Raw genomic sequence first — 17,907 nt, 5'->3', positions numbered from 1 at the left:
ATCGTTCCCCGTCGTCAAGTCCGATCACTTTGACGGTTCCCCAAAGGTCGCGAGAGAATAATTCTTTACGATCAATAGTTTAGTGCAGTTTGCAGCTGCAAACACCGTTAACCGGCTCTACGCTGGCCGTCGCTCCTCGCATTCAGCAATGCCATAAGCATCGGACCGATAGAGAATTCGCCAATCTCACACCGATGTGTCAGATTTCGCAAATATCCACCCGCGGAATTAATCATGTTGTTTCGCTCCAAGATGCACGCGACAGCTACTGCCGCGTTCTCTGCCCCCATTATCTCGCACGCATCTTGGTACGCCGACGGACTCACCCCCATCATCGAGCGAACTACCACAGCAGCCGACATAAGATCACGCCAGCTGGAAATAGCGCCATTTGGACCATAGTCGCAAATTTCTGGGCAAGCCCTTAACACCAAGCCAAGTGGAAACGACTTCAATTGCGAGCGCTGCGGCTCAATATTATCGCTGAGATTGCCGCCCCGCTCTTTTCCTGAGCGAGGTTCAAATTCAAAAAGGGATTCGGTTTTTGAATTCTGTATGTGCTGCTCAATAGGAGCATGATTGATGCTAGGATTCGCGTTATTCTCATTATCTTCCAAGAGATTGAGAGCTTCCTCCTTCAGCATTCGCATCTCCTCCAAGAGTTCCCTGACTTCGGTCACCGTCGGGGATCTCGGAATTCGCTGGACCAGCGCTAAGTACGTACCCTCAATCAACGACCAATTTCCTGGTGCCTCCTCCTCCAATGCTGCTGTGATAAGCTTCCTCACGTCGCGTCGGCAAATCGTCAGGCTTTCCTTGGCTCTCCTCAATGCAGCCCGCTCAGCCATGACTTCTTGCGCCATTGTGGCCAGTTCGCCGGCGCGGACGAGCAAAGGAGAAAGGTCGAAGCCAAACGCCGATTCAACGGACCCAGATTTGTCCTTCCTAGCGTAGCGCTTTCCATTGGCGCTATCTTTCCGAATGATCAAACCTGCGTCCACAAGCAAAGCCAGATGTCGGCGCATTGTTGAGTTCGGCATACCGTGAGCACGCAGGGATAGCTGCATGTTTGAGGGAAATACGATCAATTGCGCATCCGGGCGGAATTCACTCTCCGGATAGAAGCTTATCAGTGCATCAAGGACTGCTACACTGTTTGAGTGAATGCCAAGGAGCGTCATTGCTGCCGACGCGTCTCGAAGCACCTTCCACTTGTCGACCGACCTCTCTGCTGCCTTACTCTCGGACACAGCTCGCTGTCGTCGAATTTCGGCAAGCGATACCGATCGCCGTCCAAACGGCGTTGAAATATTCCCGGTTTCCATCATTCTTCACCTGTCAGCAGGCAAAAGAAATTTGTTCGCCAAAAAAGGCGCCTAAGACTCTTGACGGAGATTCCCGGAAATGCGATTCTGAGCTTGCTTAGAGAACAGAACAGGGCTTCCGAGACGGCGACGTTTTGGGGCTCTTTTCTTTTGCGGTTTAAGCTTCCTTCTTCCTCTGATTTGCAGCTTCATGCGCCTCAAAGAGCGCCGGCAACTGGTTGAGCACGAAGGCCGCGAATGCTGGCGTCGCCTTCTTGTCGATCGTGATCTCGAGTTTTGACTTACTATTCTTCACCTGAGCCAGTCGGCCACCATCGGAGGTCGACATGACATCGGGAAGGCCACGTTCAACGCGACGGGGCCTCAGGTGGGCCAAAGTCTGCTTGAAGCGTTCTTCAGAGGACAAGCCTGCGAGCGAGCGGGCATGATTGACCAAATCGACCCCACCATCTTGCGTCTTAGCAACCAAGTCACTTAGCTGTTGCCAACTGGGCCGCCCGACGCCTGGCGCCGGGCCAATCGCTTCGATGAGTTCAAGCGGAAGAGCGTCGACGAGTTGTAGCATGATCGAGAGGGTACTCTTGTCGATCGACAGGGACGACATGATAATCTCACGTGAAAACCTCTCCCTCAGGCGTCCCGCAAAGCGGGCTTTCTCGATAAATGAGAGATCTTCGCGCTCATTGTTTTCCTGTCCTTGCGCAATTACCAACTCCTCGTCGGAAAGAGCGCGCACCACAGCCTTCACTGGCAGTTCAAGTTCACGGAGTGCGCGATGGCGTCGATGACCGAACGCGACCTGATATCGTCCGGCCTGATCGGGATGCGGTCGTACGAGAATCGGGACTTGCTGTCCTTGCTCTCTGATGGAAGCCTTTAACCCGTCGATATCACCTTCCATGCGGTCTTGAACAAATGAGGGCTCGATCAGGTCGGCCTCCAGCTCAACGACAGACTGGCCCTCTGCCAGCTTCCGTTCAATTTCATTTGCGCGGCGACTCCTATCGTTGAGATCGCCAAGCGTCTTCGTGACCGCAGCCATTGGTTTCGATTTCCCGGCATCCAAAAATGGTCTCGGGTGAGGGGGCGGCGCGGCGCTTGCTTCTTGCTTGCTCTCGGTATGCAGAGATGAGAGGAGGTTTTTCCGGCTCATGATCTACCCCATGTCGACTTAATCAGTGATTCGATTTCGGCATTGACGTTATTCATCGATTCCAGCGCGCGGTCATAGGTCGCCCTGTGGAATTGGCTACGGTCGATCTCGAACAGAGTCTGGTTTGTAATGCCTGCATCTGAAACGGCCGTACTTTTCAGCATTGGATTGACAAGCACGTCTTCACCAAACATCGAGCGAAGAAATGCGACCATTTGATTCTGCGGGCCGTCAGTAGGTTCGAACCGCGTGATGAGATAGCGCATCCAATTGCTTCGATCTTCCGCGCCGGCCTCAGCGATCTCGTCAAGTAGGGCACTCATCATAGAGAGGAATTGGTTCATCGACATCACATCAAGCATTTGAGGGTGGATCGTTATGAGTGCCGACGTCGCAGCCGTAAGGGCGGAGAGCGTTAAAAAGCCTAGTTGAGGTGGGCAGTCTATTACGACAACATCGTACGCGTCTTCCACCTCTTGAATGACGGCCTGCAGCCGGGCAAAGAAAAGGACGTCGTCTGGCTTACGTTGCAGGAGAGCCTTCGGCGTATCGTGCTCAAACTCCATGAGTTCGAGATTGCCGGGGATGAGATGAAGATCAGGGATGTAGGTTCCCCGAATGATCTCTTGAATGGGACGACGCTCCTCGTCGTATCGAATGGCACCGTAGATCGTCTCATTTGGGCCAACGTCGGTTTCTGGTTGGTTCCCAAACAGCGCGGAAAGGCTAGCTTGCGGGTCCAGGTCAATGGCCAGCACTCTATAGCCCCTCAAGGCAAGGTATTGCGCAAGGTGGGCCGAAGTCGTGGTCTTACCGGATCCTCCCTTGAAGTTCATCACCGAGATGATCTGAAGCTCCTCATCCGCCCGACGATGAGGCAAATACCGTCCTGTCGACCTGGTGGGCTTATCGAGGTAAGCGCGAATCGCCGAGATCTCCTCGACAGAATACATGCGTCGTCCGCCCGCAATCGTTGGGCTAAACTTCAGTTCACCACTGTCGGAGGCTTTTCGCTCGAGTTCAACTGCGATCGTACGTAGATAGCCTTCGGCAACTCCTAAAAGCTTCGCCGCCTCTGATGGATTGAACGCACGAATTCCTTTCCGCGCGTGCGGCGGAAAAATATTCGTCTGATGCTCTTGCAGCTTGGTCGAAAGGGATGCCGCTTGCTCACGGATTTTCGAACGGAGCGGGTAACTGCGGCTTGCCTTGGCCTTTGCGGTGTTCATCGTTTTCTCGCCTGTCGGGTCTGATATGCGGCTGAAGGCCGCCATTTGACCAAACTCCGCAGATGAACACTAATGCCCGATTTCGATCGATCAGCAAGATATTTAAGGTTAACAGAACCTTAATGCATTGCTGAGTCCAGCAACTAATTCAAGCAACCCATCGAAATTCCCCTATCAAAACAAGCCATTGGCAACTTTCTCCGCTGCCGTCGAACATAGACAAAAAAGAGTCGATAAAGGGGGCCGGTTGACATTCTTCGCCCCAGGTTTGGCGCCAAATCAACCTCTATATGCGACTCAAGGTGCCTTCAGGGGAATCACATCCATTCCTCAGTGCGATTGTAGCGGGTAGTCTCGGTGGTATCACGTCGTAGACGATACGCGCCGAAGATGCGGCGTCCCTGTCCTTCTCCCGGTGAGTGGATAGGCTACGAACCGTTCGCCATGCGATTCGTGACGAGGAATGTCCGCTGCACGCCGCGGCAAGGAGGATGGTCTCCGCCAACAGCAAGCCATCCCCGACAGACTAGACAATCTCCTTAAGTGCGACGCGAGTGTGTGTGCCTAGAAAGCATACTAGCGATCTTTCTTATAGTTTATCGCTTCGTTCGCACGGTCACGTGGCACGGAGATTGTCGAGCAAACGCGACGAAAGCTCGAATTGTCTCGCAACTCCTCGCCCTTGAGAATTCTTGCCGAGAGACTCCGTCAGAATTCCCCGCCTAACGAGGATGTCGATCGTTTCGATAACGCCGCTACGTGTCATCCCCGTAAACTGTATGATATTTGAGAGCGTTAGCTTCTCGTGCGCCTGGTGCATCATATAGAGGATATTGATCATCCCGATCTGTTTGATGCGCGATTGCGCGCTCTCGTCCTCAAGGGGTTTGTCGAGGATTTCACGCACGGCGAAGACAGACAGTGCTTGTGTTTGCCATCGGTCACTCAATTTGCTTGCCATCGATTTAACTATCTATTATTTGCATAGTATGCGCGTTAGGGCGAGACGATTCTTCGTATCCCGTCCAACGAAATTTCAATCGGAGGGTAGGGGGCATGAAGAGCCTTTTCTTTCGAACGGTCATAGCGGCGTTAGGGTTCGGTTCACTATATCTCAGTTCCGGGCAAAGCGCGCGTGCCGACGAGTGGGGTTGCCAGGTTATCCTGTGCCTATCCAATCCTGGTGGCCCGACACAATACGCTGAGTGCCGCCCGCCTATCCAGAAACTCTGGAGATGGCTCGCCAAGGGACGTTCCTTCCCGACATGCAGCGGCGTCGGCTTCCAAAGCTCCCGCCCTCGATACGAACCCTACTATTGCAACGACGGTTACCGTCTGTCAGCGGGCTATGGCCCGACCGGGCGCGACGGAACCTGCGTGTCGACGTCGATGCAGCCGGTGAGCGACAGTCATTGCCGTCGCGACCGGGATAATGCCGGCCGGAGCAATGGCTCCGTGATCTCGCCACGCTGGCAGCAAACCGATGGCCGCTACCAGTGCATGGCCTACACCCTGAGCCGTCCCCTGGTCCGCGAGAAACCGCGATACATCGATGTGACGATCGACGGCGTCGGCAAGCAGAGGGTCTGGTTCTAAACATGCCCATCGTTTTCGTCGACCTCGCGCAGACCTGCGCACCCTTTGTTGCGTCCGAAACTCTCGCCGGCGTTGTCAGTCTCGAGAGCCGGTTCGCGCCCTTCAACATTCGCATCAACAGCAGCCGGCCGCTCAAGACACAGCCTGGTTCAAAGGCCGAGGCGATCGAGATCGCCACATCGCTGGTGGCCGAGCATCACGATATCCAGCTCGGTCTTGGCGGCATCGGGGTGGAGGAGCTCCAAAAGCAGAAGCTCTCAATTTCCGACGCCTTCGATCCCTGCCTGAACCTGCAAGCCACGGCCACGCTGCTGGACGGCTACTACCGCCTTGCCGTCAAGGCGGGCGCGGATACTGCCAGGGCGGAGCAGGTGATGCTCCAGTCCTATTACGGGCGCGATGATCCCTCGGTTGGCGCGATGGTCAACTACGACGATCAGGTCCGCCGGGAGATCAAGCGGCTCGGTCCGACCATCGGCCGGCTGACGATCACGGATACGGGGGAGGGGAGGGGGAACGACGAAAGTGCCGCCTCCGCCCAGGTCGACGTGGTCGCAGAAGTAGTTGCGGAGAACTCCGAGCCGAAATCCACCTCGATCGCTTCCGCGCCCACATGGGACGTTTTCAACAGCCGGCGCGGGTCTTCCGTCCTGGTGTTTCAGAACAATCAAATGGAGCAGAGTGAATGATTTTCAGTTCCCGTATCCGCGCGTTTGCGGCCCCGTCTGCAATGGCATTCGCTGTGGTGGCGATGCTGGTCGAGCCGGCGTTTGCGCAGGCGGCCGGCATCGAGACGATCCTGCAGAATGTCGTCGACCTTTTGCAGGGCAACATCTTCAGGCTTTTCGCCACCATCGCAGTGATCCTGATCGCGCTCGCCTGGATGTTCGGCTACATGGACCTGCGCCGCGCAGGCTACTGGATCGTCGGCATCGGCGTGATCGCCGGCTCGTCGGAGCTCGTCAGCACGATCATCGGGAGCTGACCATATGGCAGCCGCGCGACCCGAGCTTGAGGAAGACACGCTGTTCATCGCCTGCACGCGCCCGGCAATGGTCGCGGGCGTCACGATGGAGGCCATGGGCATCAACGTCATGGCGACCACGATCTTCTACCTCGCTGCGGGCTCGGTCGCCTATGCGCTCGTGGGCATCGTCTTCCATTTCGTCTTCCGGGCGCTGGTCAAGCACGACCACAACATGTTCCGGATCCTCGTGGCCTGGGTGGAGACGCGCGGCCGGACTCGGAACGGCGCCTACTGGGGCGGAGCCACGCTTTCGCCGCTGAAACTTGTCCGGCGCTTTGACGAAAGGGACCTCGGATATGCCTAGTGTCGCCACCCTGAAGTCCCGCGAGCTCACACCGGAAACCTTCATCCCCTATGTGCGGCATGTCGACGAAACCACCGTCGCACTCGACTCTCGCACCTTGATGGTGATGGTGGCGCTCGAGGGCGTGTCCTTCGAGACCGCCGACGTTCTCGACCTCAACGAACTGCATCGTGACCTGAATACGCTCTATCGCAATATCGCAGACGAGCGGCTCGCCTTGTGGTCTCATCTTATTCGTCGCCGCGATCGCGACTATCCGGACGGGATATTCGCAACGCCCTTCTCGGCCGCGCTCAACGAAAAGTATCGCGAGCGCATGGTGCGCGAGGACCTGTTCCGCAACGACCTGTACCTTACCGTCCTCTGGTCGCCGGCGCGCGATCCGGCCGACAAGGCCGCGAAGCTGCTATCCCGCTTGCGGCAGCGATACCGTTCAGGCGCCGAACTGGACGAGGAGGCACTGAAGCACCTTCAGGACAAGGTCGTCGACGTCGTTGCCGGCTTGAAACGCTTCGAACCACGCGTGCTCTCCCTTTACGAGCATGACGGGGTGCTGTTTTCCGAGCCGAGCGAGGTGCTTCACCAGTTGGTGGGCGGCCGCCGCGAGCCGGTCCCATTGACCGAGGGCCGGATCTCCTCGGCCATCTATTCCGATCGTGTCATCATCGGCCGCGAGACGATCGAAATCCGCCATGAAGCGGAAAGCCGCTTTTCCGGCATGTTGAGCATCAAGGAATATCCTGCCCGCACCAGAACGGGGATGTTGGACGGCGTTCTGACCAGTCCCTTCGAACTGATCCTCTCGCAATCCTTCTGCTTCGCCTCGAAGGCCGACGCCCGCGTCATTATGGGCCGCAAGCAGAACCAGCTCGTCAGCGCCGGCGACAAGGCCGCCTCGCAGATCGGCGAGCTTGATGACGCGATGGACGATCTGGAATCGAACCGGTTCGTACTCGGAGAGCATCACCTGACGCTCGCCGTCTTCGCCACTTCCGTCAAGGAATTGACGGATAATCTTGCGAAGGCTCGCGCCAGCCTGACGAACGGCGGCGCGGTCGTTGCGCGCGAGGATCTCGGGCTCGAGGCCGCCTGGTGGGCACAGTTGCCGGGCAATTTCCGCTATCGCGCGCGATCGGGAGCAATCACCTCACGCAACTTCGCGGCGTTGTCGCCATTCCATTCCTATCCGATCGGGCAGAAAGACGGCAACGAGTGGGGACCGGCCGTCGCCCTGCTCAAGACGGCATCCGGCTCGCCCTACTACTTCAATCTCCACTATGGCGATCTCGGCAACACGTTCATGTGCGGCCCCTCCGGCGCCGGCAAGACGGTGATCGTCAACTTCATGCTGTCGCAGCTTGAAAAACACGATCCGCATGTCGTGTTCTTCGACAAGGACCGCGGCGCGGACCTTTATGTCCGCGCCGCCGGCGGCACCTATCTCCCCCTCAAGAATGGCACGCCCACCGGCTGCGCTCCCCTCAAGGCCCTCGACCTCACACCGGAGAACAAGGTCTTCCTTACCCGTTGGGTCGGCAAGCTTGTCGGGTCCGGCACGCGGGAGCTGAGCGTCACCGAACTTCGCGATATCGCCGGCGCCATCGACGGGCTTGCCGATCTGCCGACAGAGCAGCGGACGATCGGCGCGCTTCGCACCTTCCTCAACAACACGGACCTGGAAGGGATTGCGGCCCGGTTGCGGCGCTGGGAGAGGGGAGGGCCGCTCGGCTGGGTCTTCGACAACGTCATCGAGGATATCGGCTTCGGCGATCTGGGCGGCAACGGCAAGTTCATCGGCTACGACATGACCGACTTCCTCGACAATGAGGAAATCCGCACCCCATTGATGGCGTATCTCTTCCACCGCGTCGAGCAGCTGATCGACGGTCGGCGCATCATCATCGTCATCGACGAATTCTGGAAAGCGCTGCAGGACGAAGGTTTCCGCGACCTCGCACAGAACAAGTTGAAGACGATCCGCAAGCAGAACGGGCTGATGCTGTTTGCCACGCAGAGCCCGCGCGACGCGCTGATCTCGCCGATCGCGCACACGATCATCGAGCAATGCCCGACGCAGATATTCCTGCCGAATTCCCGCGGCAACCATGCCGACTATGTGGAGGGGTTCAAGCTCACGGAGCGCGAATACGAATTGATCGCCCGCGAACTCTCCGTCGAAAGCCGGCGGTTCGTGTTGAAGCAGGGGCACAACAGCGTCGTCGCCGAACTGAATCTCAATGGCTTCGACGACGAACTCGCGATCCTCTCCGGCCGAACGGCCAATGTCGAGCTGCTCGACGCGATCCGCGCCGAAGTCGGCAACGACCCCAAGGACTGGCTTCCCGTTTTCCAGGAAAGAAGGAGTGCAAGCTGATGGCTTCCTATCGACTTCATGCTGCGGCGCTCGCAGCTGCGATTGTCCTGTCCGCCGGCGGCGCGGCAGGGCAGGGGATTCCGGTGATCGACCAGACGGCGATCCTCAAACACATCGAAAGCATCGCGCAGCTAAAGTCGCAGCTCGACGCCCTTCACCAGCAGATCGAGCAGGCCCAGCAGCTCTACGGTTCGCTCAACAAGCTGACCGACATGGCTGACGTGGCGAGCGTGCTCAACGATCCGGCGATCCGCAAGGCGCTACCATCGGATTTCTCAGCGATCGAGGGGCTTTTGAAGGGCGAGGGAACCGGCGTGTTCAAGGATTCCGCGTCGAAGTTCCTGGAAGGCAATTCCACCTATCGCACCGACGCCGATGATTTCTACGCAAAGGAACTCGCACGCGTGCAGAACAAGAATGCGGGGCAGATGAGCCTCGGGCAGCAGATTTACGACGCTGCCACCAAGCGCATCGACGGGATCGACCAGCTTCGTGAGAAGATTTCGACCGCAAGCGATGCCAAGGAAATCGCCGACCTTCAGGCTCGGTTGCAAGCGGAACAGGCGTTTCTGCAGACCGACGTGCTGCGGATGGAAGGGCTGCGCATGGTGCAGCAGGCGCAGAACCAGGTCGACGAACAGCGCAAGGCCGAAGACTGGCGCCAGCGCATGGATGCGATGAAGGCGGCGCTGCAATGAGACGATCTCTGCTCATTTTGACGCTCCTTCTCCTCGCGGCCTGCTCCGAGAAGACAGACCAGACCTATACCGTCGACCAGCTGACCACCGACGAGGGCTTGCTGTCTCGTATCCTGGCCGAGTGCCGGAACAATCCGGGCGAGCTGCGCGCAACGGTCAACTGCCAGAACGCGGAAGCGGCCGACGGCAAGCTCCGCCTCCAGAACATGCGCAAGGCGCTGGGGAAGTAGGGCGCCATGTATAATGTGTTCGAGTTCATCGACGGCCAATTCAAACGACCGCTCGAAATGTTCGTCTCCGACGGGACTTCGAACATCGCCGAATGGGTCACCGGTCCGCTGACGGCAGCGGTGACGCTTTATGTTGTGTTGTATGGCTACCTTGTGCTGCGCGGCTCCGTACAGGATCCGGTTCTGGAATTTGCTTTTCGGGCGATGAAGCTGGCGATCATCGTCATGCTGGTGAAAAACGCCGGGGAATATCAGACCTACGTCACGAACGTCTTTTTCGATATCCTTCCGCGCGAGATTGCCCAGGCACTTAACACCGGCACGACGCCCAGCGCCAGCACGTTCGACAGTCTGCTCGACAAGGGACAGGCTTCAGCCACCGACATCTGGTCTCGCGCCTCCTGGCCGGTCGATATCGTCACCGGTATCGGCGGCATGATGGTGATCGGCGTCAGCTTTCTGGTCGCCGGCATCGGCTATGTCGTTTCGCTCTACGCCCGGCTGGCACTCGCGATCGTGCTGGCCATCGGCCCGATCTTCATCGCGCTCGCTATGTTCCAATCGACGCGCCGCTTCACCGAGGCCTGGATCGGGCAGCTCGCCAACTTCGTCATCCTTCAGGTTCTCGTCGTCGCCGTCGGCGCGCTGCTGATCTCGTGCCTCGATTCCACCTTCACGGCGATCGACGCCTATACCGACGTCCTCATGCGCCCGATCGCTCTTTGCGCCATCGGTATCGCTGCGCTCTATGTCTTCTATCAGCTTCCGACGATTGCATCGGCGCTGGCGTCTGGTGGCGCATCCCTCGCCTACGGCTACACCACGGCGCGGGATGCGCATGAGGGGATGCTTGCCAGGGGAACCCGATACACAGGCCAGATGATCGGTCGCGGCGCACGCTTCGCAGGCAGTGCGTTCGGCTCGAAAAGCGCCGGTGCATGAGCGCATCTCAATAATAAGAAAAGGCCTTTCCCATATGATCAAGACCACTGTTTCTCTTGTCATGCTGATCGCCATCGGAGGCTGCGCTTCGCTGACCTATCCGCTTCCCAAATGTGACGGCTATTCCCGCCGGCCGCTAAACCGCGCGATGTGGGAATGGGAAGGCGACAGCACGTTGAAGCGCCAGCCGTCGGATCGGCGATCTTCGACCTCGGCCACGCCTTATGCCGAGGAGGGCAGGGAACCGGCCGCTTTCGCCCATCTTGATATCGACGGCTCGCATCGCCGTTGCGCGGAGTGACGGCATGGTCTCGACTGACAATCTCAAGAGCTACTTCGAAAAGGCCCGGCGGTTCGATCAGGATCGCATGATGCAGATCGAGCGCTCGAACCGGATCGCCTGGTCGATCGCGATCGTCGCCAGCGTCATCGCCGGCGTTTCCGTCTTCGCGGTCGCAGGCCTGACCCCATTGAAGACCGTCGAGCCTTTTGTCGTACGCGTCGATAATTCGACGGGCATCGTCGATGTCGTCTCGGCGCTGACCTCCACGGCGGGCACCTATGATGAAGCCGTGACCAAGTACTTTGCTGCCAAATATGTCCGCGCTCGAGAAGGCTATGTTTGGAGCGAGGCGCAGGAGAACTTCCGATCAATTGCGCTGCTGTCGACCCAGGCCGAGCAGGCGCGGTTCTCGGCGATCTATCGCGGAAGCAATCCGGAATCGCCGCAGAACACCTACGGCCGCGCCGCGACCGCAAGGATCAACATCGCCTCGATCTCGCTGATCAATCAGAACGTGGTCTCGGTTCGCTATATGCGGACGATAACGCGCGGAGACGAGGTTCGCACGAGCCACTGGGTTGCGACCCTTACCTACTCCTATGCCAACGCCCCGATGTCGTCGACGGACCGGCTGGTCAACCCCCTCGGCTTTGCGGTCAGCGAGTACCGCGCCGATCCGGAGGCAATCAATTGATAAGAAAGATCATCCTCGCTACGGCCCTACTTGCCGGAGCCGCCTCGACGGCTACCGCGCTCGAAATTCCACGCGGCGCGTCACAGGACAGCCGAGTCCGGTTCGTGAACTACCAGCCGTTCAACATCACCAGGATCGTCGGCACTTTGCGCTCATCGGTGCAAGTCGAATTCGCGGCCGACGAGGAGATCGCGCATGTCGCGCTCGGCAACAGCGTCGCGTGGGAAGTGGCCCCGGCCGGTAACATCCTGTTCCTGAAGCCGCGCGAGAACCAGCCGGTGACGAACATCTCCGTGGTGACGACGCGGCGGGACGGATCGACGCGCAGCTACCAGATGGAGCTCACCGTTCGCGACGGCTCCGTCGCGGTCGGGCAGAACACCTATTTCTATGTGAAATTCCGCTATCCCGGTGATGAAGCGGAACTTCGCCGTCAACAGGCCGCTGCTCGCGCTTTGGCCAACCAGGCGAAGGAAGCCGACAACGTGCTGGCGCTTCACGAAGCCTATGGACCGCGCAACTGGCGCTATTCGGCGCAGGGATCGCGGGCGCTGGAACCGCAGAGCGTCTACGACAACGGCAAGGTTACGACATTCGCTTTTGTCGGCAATCAGGAAATGCCCGCCATCTATGTCGAGAATTCCGACGGCTCCGAGAGCCTGGTTCCGAAATCCGTCGATGGCAACCTGGTGATGGTTCACGCCATCAGCCGCAAGTTCATCCTGCGCCGCGGCAAGGACGTGCTGTGCGTCTTCAACGAGGCTTACGACCGCGTCGGCATCAATCCGGACACCAACACGACCTCACCGTCGGTAGAACGCATCGTCAAGGGCGATGCCGCGGCTCAGTAGGGAAGGGGAGACCATGGCCCAGGAAGACGAAACCCGGATTCCCGGCGAGCGCGCCGAAACCGTCACCGGCCGGCGCATCGACAACAGCCCAGTCCTGAAACGAGGAGCGGTTGCGCTCGCCGTCGTGGCGTTCATCGGATTTGCTCTCTGGTCGACGACAGGCAAGAAGTCGAAGGATGAGAACGCACAGCCGGAGCGCGTCGTCATTCGCCAGACCAACCCATTCGAGGCGGCGAAGGAGAAGGTCGAGCCGAAGGAGGTGGTCCCGGAGGTGAAGCTGCCAACCCCGGTGGTCGAACCTATCGCCGAGGAGAAGGACGAACTGCTCGATTCCGCACGCAGGGCACCGGTGATGGCCTTCAGCGGTGGGCAGAAGAATGCCACGCAGCGACGCGAGGCGGATAGTTCAGATACTGCTGTGAACAGCAATTTCCTGCCGCTCGACAACAACATGATGGGCCAGAACCAGCAGAACAGCGACCAGCAGCGTTTCGATGGCCTGTTGCGGCCGACGAAGCTCGAAGGTTCAAGGGCCGGGACCCTTGGCAATCGTGACTTCATCGTCGCAATGGGGACGTCGATCCCTTGCGTGCTGGAAACCGCGCTCGCGTCGGACCAGCCCGGCTTCAGCAGCTGCGTGATCAATCGAGACGTTCTCTCTGACAACGGCAGGGTCGTCCTCATGGAGAAGGGCACACAGGTCGTTGGTGAATATCGTGGTGGACTGCAACGGGGGCAGAAGCGCCTGTTCGTCTTGTGGAACCGGGCCAAAACGCCGAAGGGGGTAATTGTCACCCTTGCATCTCCGGCGACCGATGCGCTCGGCCGCGCCGGTGTCGATGGCTATGTTGATACGCATTGGTGGGAGCGGTTTGGAAGTGCCTTGCTTCTTTCCATTGTCGGCGATGCGACCAGCTACGCCAACAGCAGGCTGCAGGATAGTGATGTTGATGCGCAAAACACGACGAGCGCTGGCCAGCAGGCGGCCGCGATCGCTGTCGAGCAATCGATCAACATCCCACCGACGCTGAACAAGCATCAGGGCGAACTGGTTTCGATCTACGTAGCCCGCGATCTGGATTTTTCGGGGATCTATCGGCTACGTGTGACGGAACCACGGAACCGCATCCTCGATCGAGCGGTGCTGGGGGATTTCGCGCCGGACTCGAAGCTGGTAACGAAGTAACGCGGCGATGACAGAAGCGCAGGATGCGGCCGTTGTTCGTGAGTTGCTGAAGCCGTTCTCGGCGTTCCTGCAGGATCCCTCACTCTATGAGGTGATCGTCAATCGGCCCGGGCAGGTGCTGACGGAAGGACCCGGCGGGTGGCGGACCCATGATCTTCCGGGTCTGACCTTCGAAAAGCTCATGCGCCTTGCCCGGGCCGTTGCCAGCTTTTCGCACCAGTCCATCGATGAGACGCGCCCGATACTCTCAGCGACGCTTCCAGGAGACGAGCGCATCCAGGTCGTCATTCCTCCAGCGACGCTGAAAGAGACGGTGAGCATTACAATACGCAAGCCGTCATCGGTCGATTTTACGCTCGATGATTTAGACGAAAGGCTCTTCTTTGAAGGCACACGAACCATTGAGGCCGACGCACCAGGCAACGATGACGAGTTGCGTAATCTATATCGCGCCGGTCAGATTAAGGAATTCTTGCGTCAGGCGGTCTTGTCCCGGAAGAACATCATAATTTCGGGAGCGACTGGATCGGCCAAAACGACGCTCTCGAAAGCTCTGATCAAACACATTCCTGGCGACGAGCGGATTATTTCGATAGAGGATACTGCTGAACTCGTAATTCCCCAAAAAAACAATGTCCGACTTTTTTACTCGAAAGACCGGCAAGGACTCTCTCAGGCGGGGCCGAAACAGCTTCTTGAGTCGAGCCTGCGAATGCGACCAGATCGCATTCTTCTGCAGGAGCTACGTGATGGCACCGCATTCTACTACATTAGGAACGTGAACTCGGGTCATCCAGGCTCGATTACTACAGTTCATGCGGATTCTGTCGCTCTCGCATTCGAACAGTTAATGCTCTTAATCAAGGAATCCGAGGCCGCGCGCGACCTTGGACGCGTTGAAATATTGAATTTGCTTCATGCTTCTATCGACGTAGTCGTGCAATGCAGACGTCTAGCTGGCGCATTTCGAGCATCCGAGGTATATTTCCGCCAGCACAATTTACTCTTACAGCATCCTACACAATAGTTGCTAATTTTTGCGGCGCCTTCTAAAGGCTGTTCGCCTTCAAACTATGAATTGTGTAGCATGAATCAGAGGAATTCTGTCCCCGAGGGGATTTTCTTTCGAGCCCTCTGGTTTCTCATTACACTTGATCGCCTCCTTTTGATCGTCACTATTGTGCTGCTTTGAGGCGGCTAGAGTGATGACCTTGCCTCCTGCGCTTAGCCAGATGGCGGGAATCCGTATGGGGCTTGTCGAAAGCGAAGGAACAGCATCTCGGTGGCTCCGACACACAAAGCGATTCCCCCCAACAACAGATCGTCTTGCGTTCAGCCACCTCGTTTGAGATGGCAAACTTGAGAAGACACGTCTACAGCTTAGTGAAGCAGTAGATCACCTAAACTACGACGCAAAACAGAGGATTTTACTTGCTTTTAGAAATACATTCGTCCCCGAATTGGACCAATCCTATATTCGGCGTTAGCGAATTATAGACTGATGCAAGAGTGGGAATGCGACCGCCCCACCACCTTGTAAGTAATCTCAGCCTTTTGAACAGAAATGATGGCAAAACGAATTTACAGGGCGATGCATAGTTTTCTTCATGTGAAACATATGTCTGCCCATCGATCGCTAATATAAATCGCTCCGCATATCTGTTTTGTCCAGCTTCCATACTAAATCCTCCACATCCTTAGATGTTCATAGCCTTTATTATCAGCTAACTTAGTTTGATCTACGGTAACTCAGAAATATATTGCAAACGAGCCTGACTAGGCGCTGGTAAACCAAGCTTTTTATACCACTGATTCCGCGAGGTGTTAACAAAGCGATATGCGTTGCCCGAACCTGATGCACATCGTCGCAAGCGTTTGGCGGGCGTACCGTTGCTCCTCCTGTGAAGCCATAAAGACGAGCCGCGCACCGGTTAAGCCGAGCGGATGGCGCCCGTCCTCCGGGTTCACATGGGGAGCATCGTAGGGCAAGCCGAGTTCCGGTAGGCAGGCGAGATCCTGTGCGGTGAAAGCTTCGTTGAGTTCCACAAAGCGATATCATTTACAGCAGTTGATCGTAGCACGGTCCCTTGGCAGTTCGTGCTGCCTTCATCACCGCGGTTGCTGCGGAGAGCGAGAACTCGAGACTTTAATCAGGGATAACTGCCGTGCCGTCAATCTCAACCAGCCAGTCTGGACGGGCCAGGGCGCTCACAACCAGGCCTGTGGAAACGGGATGAACTCCTTTTATATATTCGCCCATGGTCCGATACACCGCCTCACGGTGCCGGACATCTGTAATGTAGACGACGACCTTTACGAGGTGATCCATCGTGCCGCCGCATTCCTCGATGAGCTGCCTGATGTTCTGCATCACTTTGCGAGTCTGTTCGACGGGGTCATGGCTGCCGATGTTGCGGGCCGTATCCAGATCCTGCGGGCACTGCCCGCGTAGATAGATCGTCCTGCCACCGCGGGTAACGACCGCCTGGCACAGATCGTTGTCGAGCTTCTGCTCGGGATAGGTATCCTTGGTATTGAACGTACGGATTCGGGTATGTTCCATCATGATCTCCACTGGTTTGACCGAAATTGATCAGAATGCGAGCCGTCGGTCTTACCGCACGGCAGGTCCGGGCTTGATGCTGCCGTCGGAGAAGCGCTCCAGCCGGTACGGGGCCAGTTCGTCCGGCCGCGCCGTGCCGGCGACCATGTCGGCAGTCAGGCGGCCCGCCGCCGGGCCGATACCGAAACCATGGCCGGAATAGCCTGATGACAGGAAGAGTCCCGGAATGGCTGCTATGGGCGATATGACGGGCACGGCGTCGGGGGTGACATCGATGACGCCCGCCCATTTATGAGCCACCTTGGCCTTTGCAAACATCGGCAAGGCCGCCGATGCGATCTTGAGCCCGGCCTCGAGATTGGCCTCGTCGACCGGCGGGTCCCACATGCGGACCGACTCAAATGGGCTTTTCTGATCGTTTCTCCACGATCGCTTCCACTGGAATCCCTTGAACGAGGCGCCGGACACCCGCAGCTTCACGCCGGTATCGGCGAAGGCGAGGTGACGGAAATCCCACAGGAAGCGGAAGCTGCTGGGTGTGATTGTATGGATTTCGCCGCCATAGCGCAGCACGTTGTAGCCGCCATCCACCCGCTTGCGCGTGATGAAACCCGATCCGGTCAGCGATGGCGTGAGCGGTGTCTCGCCGGGCTGCGTGCATTGCGCGGAGGTGACGACTGCCAGCTGCGGAAACCGCACCCGCAAGTTCCCAAGGAATTGGCTGCTCCACACGCCGCCTGCGACGACGACGGCGCCGCATTTCACCGTGCCCTTCTCCGTCACCACCGCGGAAACCCGGCCGGCGCTTGTCTCGATGCCCCGGACCGCATCTCCGATCGAGATGAAGGCGCCAGCGCGCTGGGCCGCGCGTGCGAATGCCGGCGCAGCCAGTTGCGGCTCGGCGCAGCCATCGGCTTTGGCGTAGACGGCGCCTTGCCAAGAGCGCGCGGCACCTGGCAGCAACGCGGCAACCTCGGCGGAATCCAGCACCTCGGCTTTTGCGCCAAGAGGCTCCGCCGATTTCAACCACTCCGAGTTCTTGGCCAGTTCCTGCTCATTGTTGCACAAGTAAACGACCCCGTTGCGCCGGAATCCGACGTCTGCGCCAAGGAGTTCCTCGGAGCGATCCCAGATTTCCATTGCTTCCAGCATGAGCGGAAGCTCACGAAGATCGCGGCCCAACGTCCTGCACCAGCCAAGATTTCTCCCCGATTGCTCTCCTCCGATGATCCCCTTTTCGCACAGCAGGACGGAACGACCTTGTCTACGGAGAAAGAATGCCGTCGCAGCACCCACAATGCCGCCTCCGATGATAACGACATCAACCTCGGCCGGTCGATCAGGGTTCGACGCGACGCTATCCATGGGGGGCATCATGAGTTATCTCTCCATCAAGTGAGCCTTCGGCCTATTCGACCTTTTGGCCTTATGCATTATCGGCGGGGGGGGGGG

Annotated in this window: 20 protein-coding genes; 13 read left to right on the top strand and 7 right to left on the bottom strand. The window is 58.0% G+C overall.

Annotated elements, in window-relative coordinates; genetic code table 11:
* Positions 1-107: 107 nt before the first annotated feature.
* From repC to ACIQJ2_RS33915, 4 genes are all read right to left on the bottom strand, one after another.
* Positions 108-1,325, bottom strand: coding sequence for a plasmid replication protein RepC (gene repC / locus ACIQJ2_RS33930; RefSeq protein ID WP_151577075.1), 1,218 nt, complete (start codon positions 1,323-1,325; stop codon positions 108-110).
* A 157-nt stretch (positions 1,326-1,482) separates the two neighbouring features.
* The gene (repB, locus tag ACIQJ2_RS33925; protein ID WP_036565643.1) at positions 1,483-2,478 is read right to left on the bottom strand and encodes a plasmid partitioning protein RepB; all 996 of its coding nucleotides are present in this window, start codon (positions 2,476-2,478) and stop codon (positions 1,483-1,485) included.
* Positions 2,475-3,707: a plasmid partitioning protein RepA gene (gene repA / locus ACIQJ2_RS33920; protein WP_036565655.1), complete on the bottom strand. Its 1,233-nt coding sequence runs from the start codon at positions 3,705-3,707 to the stop codon at positions 2,475-2,477. Before repA ends, repB begins: the two co-directional genes overlap by 4 nt.
* 616 nt (positions 3,708-4,323) lie before the next feature.
* Positions 4,324-4,668 (bottom strand): hypothetical protein, encoded by a 345-nt coding sequence (locus tag ACIQJ2_RS33915; protein WP_006472545.1) that lies wholly within the window; start codon positions 4,666-4,668, stop codon positions 4,324-4,326.
* 95 nt (positions 4,669-4,763) lie between these two features.
* Between ACIQJ2_RS33915 and ACIQJ2_RS33910 the strand changes: the two genes are divergently transcribed.
* Genes ACIQJ2_RS33910 through virB11 form a run of 13 tightly spaced genes read left to right on the top strand, consistent with a single transcriptional unit; the run spans position 4,764 to position 14,919 of the window.
* The gene (locus tag ACIQJ2_RS33910; protein ID WP_151577067.1) at positions 4,764-5,303 is read left to right on the top strand and encodes a hypothetical protein; all 540 of its coding nucleotides are present in this window, start codon (positions 4,764-4,766) and stop codon (positions 5,301-5,303) included.
* 2 nt (positions 5,304-5,305) lie between these two features.
* Entirely contained in the window at positions 5,306-5,992 is a 687-nt protein-coding gene (locus tag ACIQJ2_RS33905) for a hypothetical protein (protein WP_006472543.1), read from the top strand.
* Positions 5,989-6,288 (top strand): TrbC/VirB2 family protein, encoded by a 300-nt coding sequence (locus ACIQJ2_RS33900; protein ID WP_006472542.1) that lies wholly within the window; start codon positions 5,989-5,991, stop codon positions 6,286-6,288. The genes ACIQJ2_RS33905 and ACIQJ2_RS33900 overlap by 4 nt, the downstream gene beginning before the upstream one ends.
* A gap of 4 nt (positions 6,289-6,292) precedes the next feature.
* The gene (locus ACIQJ2_RS33895) at positions 6,293-6,634 is read left to right on the top strand and encodes a type IV secretion system protein VirB3 (protein WP_151577068.1); all 342 of its coding nucleotides are present in this window, start codon (positions 6,293-6,295) and stop codon (positions 6,632-6,634) included.
* The gene (locus ACIQJ2_RS33890; protein ID WP_151577069.1) at positions 6,627-9,008 is read left to right on the top strand and encodes a VirB4 family type IV secretion/conjugal transfer ATPase; all 2,382 of its coding nucleotides are present in this window, start codon (positions 6,627-6,629) and stop codon (positions 9,006-9,008) included. Before ACIQJ2_RS33895 ends, ACIQJ2_RS33890 begins: the two co-directional genes overlap by 8 nt.
* Positions 9,008-9,706 carry a P-type DNA transfer protein VirB5 gene (virB5, locus tag ACIQJ2_RS33885; protein WP_151577070.1) on the top strand — a complete coding sequence of 233 codons (699 nt, stop codon included), beginning with the start codon at positions 9,008-9,010 and terminating at the stop codon, positions 9,704-9,706. The genes ACIQJ2_RS33890 and virB5 overlap by 1 nt, the downstream gene beginning before the upstream one ends.
* Complete coding sequence (locus ACIQJ2_RS33880; protein ID WP_006472538.1) at positions 9,703-9,936, top strand: EexN family lipoprotein; 234 nt, start codon at positions 9,703-9,705, stop codon at positions 9,934-9,936. The genes virB5 and ACIQJ2_RS33880 overlap by 4 nt, the downstream gene beginning before the upstream one ends.
* Before the next feature lie 6 nt (positions 9,937-9,942).
* On the top strand, positions 9,943-10,878 hold the full coding sequence (locus tag ACIQJ2_RS33875) for a type IV secretion system protein (RefSeq protein WP_006472537.1): 936 nt from the start codon (positions 9,943-9,945) through the stop codon (positions 10,876-10,878).
* A 34-nt stretch (positions 10,879-10,912) separates the two neighbouring features.
* Positions 10,913-11,179 carry a hypothetical protein gene (locus tag ACIQJ2_RS33870; RefSeq protein ID WP_006472536.1) on the top strand — a complete coding sequence of 89 codons (267 nt, stop codon included), beginning with the start codon at positions 10,913-10,915 and terminating at the stop codon, positions 11,177-11,179.
* Between the two features lie 4 nt (positions 11,180-11,183).
* Positions 11,184-11,855, top strand: a complete 672-nt coding sequence (locus ACIQJ2_RS33865) for a virB8 family protein (RefSeq protein WP_006472535.1) — start codon at positions 11,184-11,186, stop codon at positions 11,853-11,855.
* The gene (gene virB9 / locus ACIQJ2_RS33860; RefSeq protein WP_006472534.1) at positions 11,852-12,706 is read left to right on the top strand and encodes a P-type conjugative transfer protein VirB9; all 855 of its coding nucleotides are present in this window, start codon (positions 11,852-11,854) and stop codon (positions 12,704-12,706) included. Before ACIQJ2_RS33865 ends, virB9 begins: the two co-directional genes overlap by 4 nt.
* Positions 12,707-12,719: 13 nt before the next feature.
* Positions 12,720-13,892 carry a type IV secretion system protein VirB10 gene (virB10, locus tag ACIQJ2_RS33855; protein WP_006472533.1) on the top strand — a complete coding sequence of 391 codons (1,173 nt, stop codon included), beginning with the start codon at positions 12,720-12,722 and terminating at the stop codon, positions 13,890-13,892.
* Between the two features lie 7 nt (positions 13,893-13,899).
* A complete protein-coding gene (gene virB11 / locus ACIQJ2_RS33850; protein ID WP_006472532.1) occupies positions 13,900-14,919 on the top strand; it encodes a P-type DNA transfer ATPase VirB11 in 1,020 nt (339 codons plus the stop codon).
* Between the two features lie 797 nt (positions 14,920-15,716).
* Here the strand turns inward: virB11 and ACIQJ2_RS33845 are convergent.
* The 3 genes from ACIQJ2_RS33845 to ACIQJ2_RS33835 all read right to left on the bottom strand — a co-directional run bounded on the left by ACIQJ2_RS33845 (position 15,717) and on the right by ACIQJ2_RS33835 (position 17,832).
* Complete coding sequence (locus ACIQJ2_RS33845; protein ID WP_113731366.1) at positions 15,717-15,938, bottom strand: hypothetical protein; 222 nt, start codon at positions 15,936-15,938, stop codon at positions 15,717-15,719.
* A 100-nt stretch (positions 15,939-16,038) separates the two neighbouring features.
* A complete protein-coding gene (locus ACIQJ2_RS33840; protein ID WP_006472531.1) occupies positions 16,039-16,455 on the bottom strand; it encodes a RidA family protein in 417 nt (138 codons plus the stop codon).
* Positions 16,456-16,506: 51 nt separating this feature from the next.
* Positions 16,507-17,832 carry an FAD-binding oxidoreductase gene (locus tag ACIQJ2_RS33835; protein ID WP_006472530.1) on the bottom strand — a complete coding sequence of 442 codons (1,326 nt, stop codon included), beginning with the start codon at positions 17,830-17,832 and terminating at the stop codon, positions 16,507-16,509.
* Positions 17,833-17,907 lie beyond the last annotated feature (75 nt).

The sequence above is a fragment of the Rhizobium sp. NPDC092011 genome (assembly GCF_044756305.1).
Classification (GTDB): Bacteria; Pseudomonadota; Alphaproteobacteria; order Rhizobiales; family Rhizobiaceae; genus Rhizobium.
Note: the sequence above shows the minus strand (reverse complement) of the source record. Positions and strands in the feature narration are given on the sequence as shown.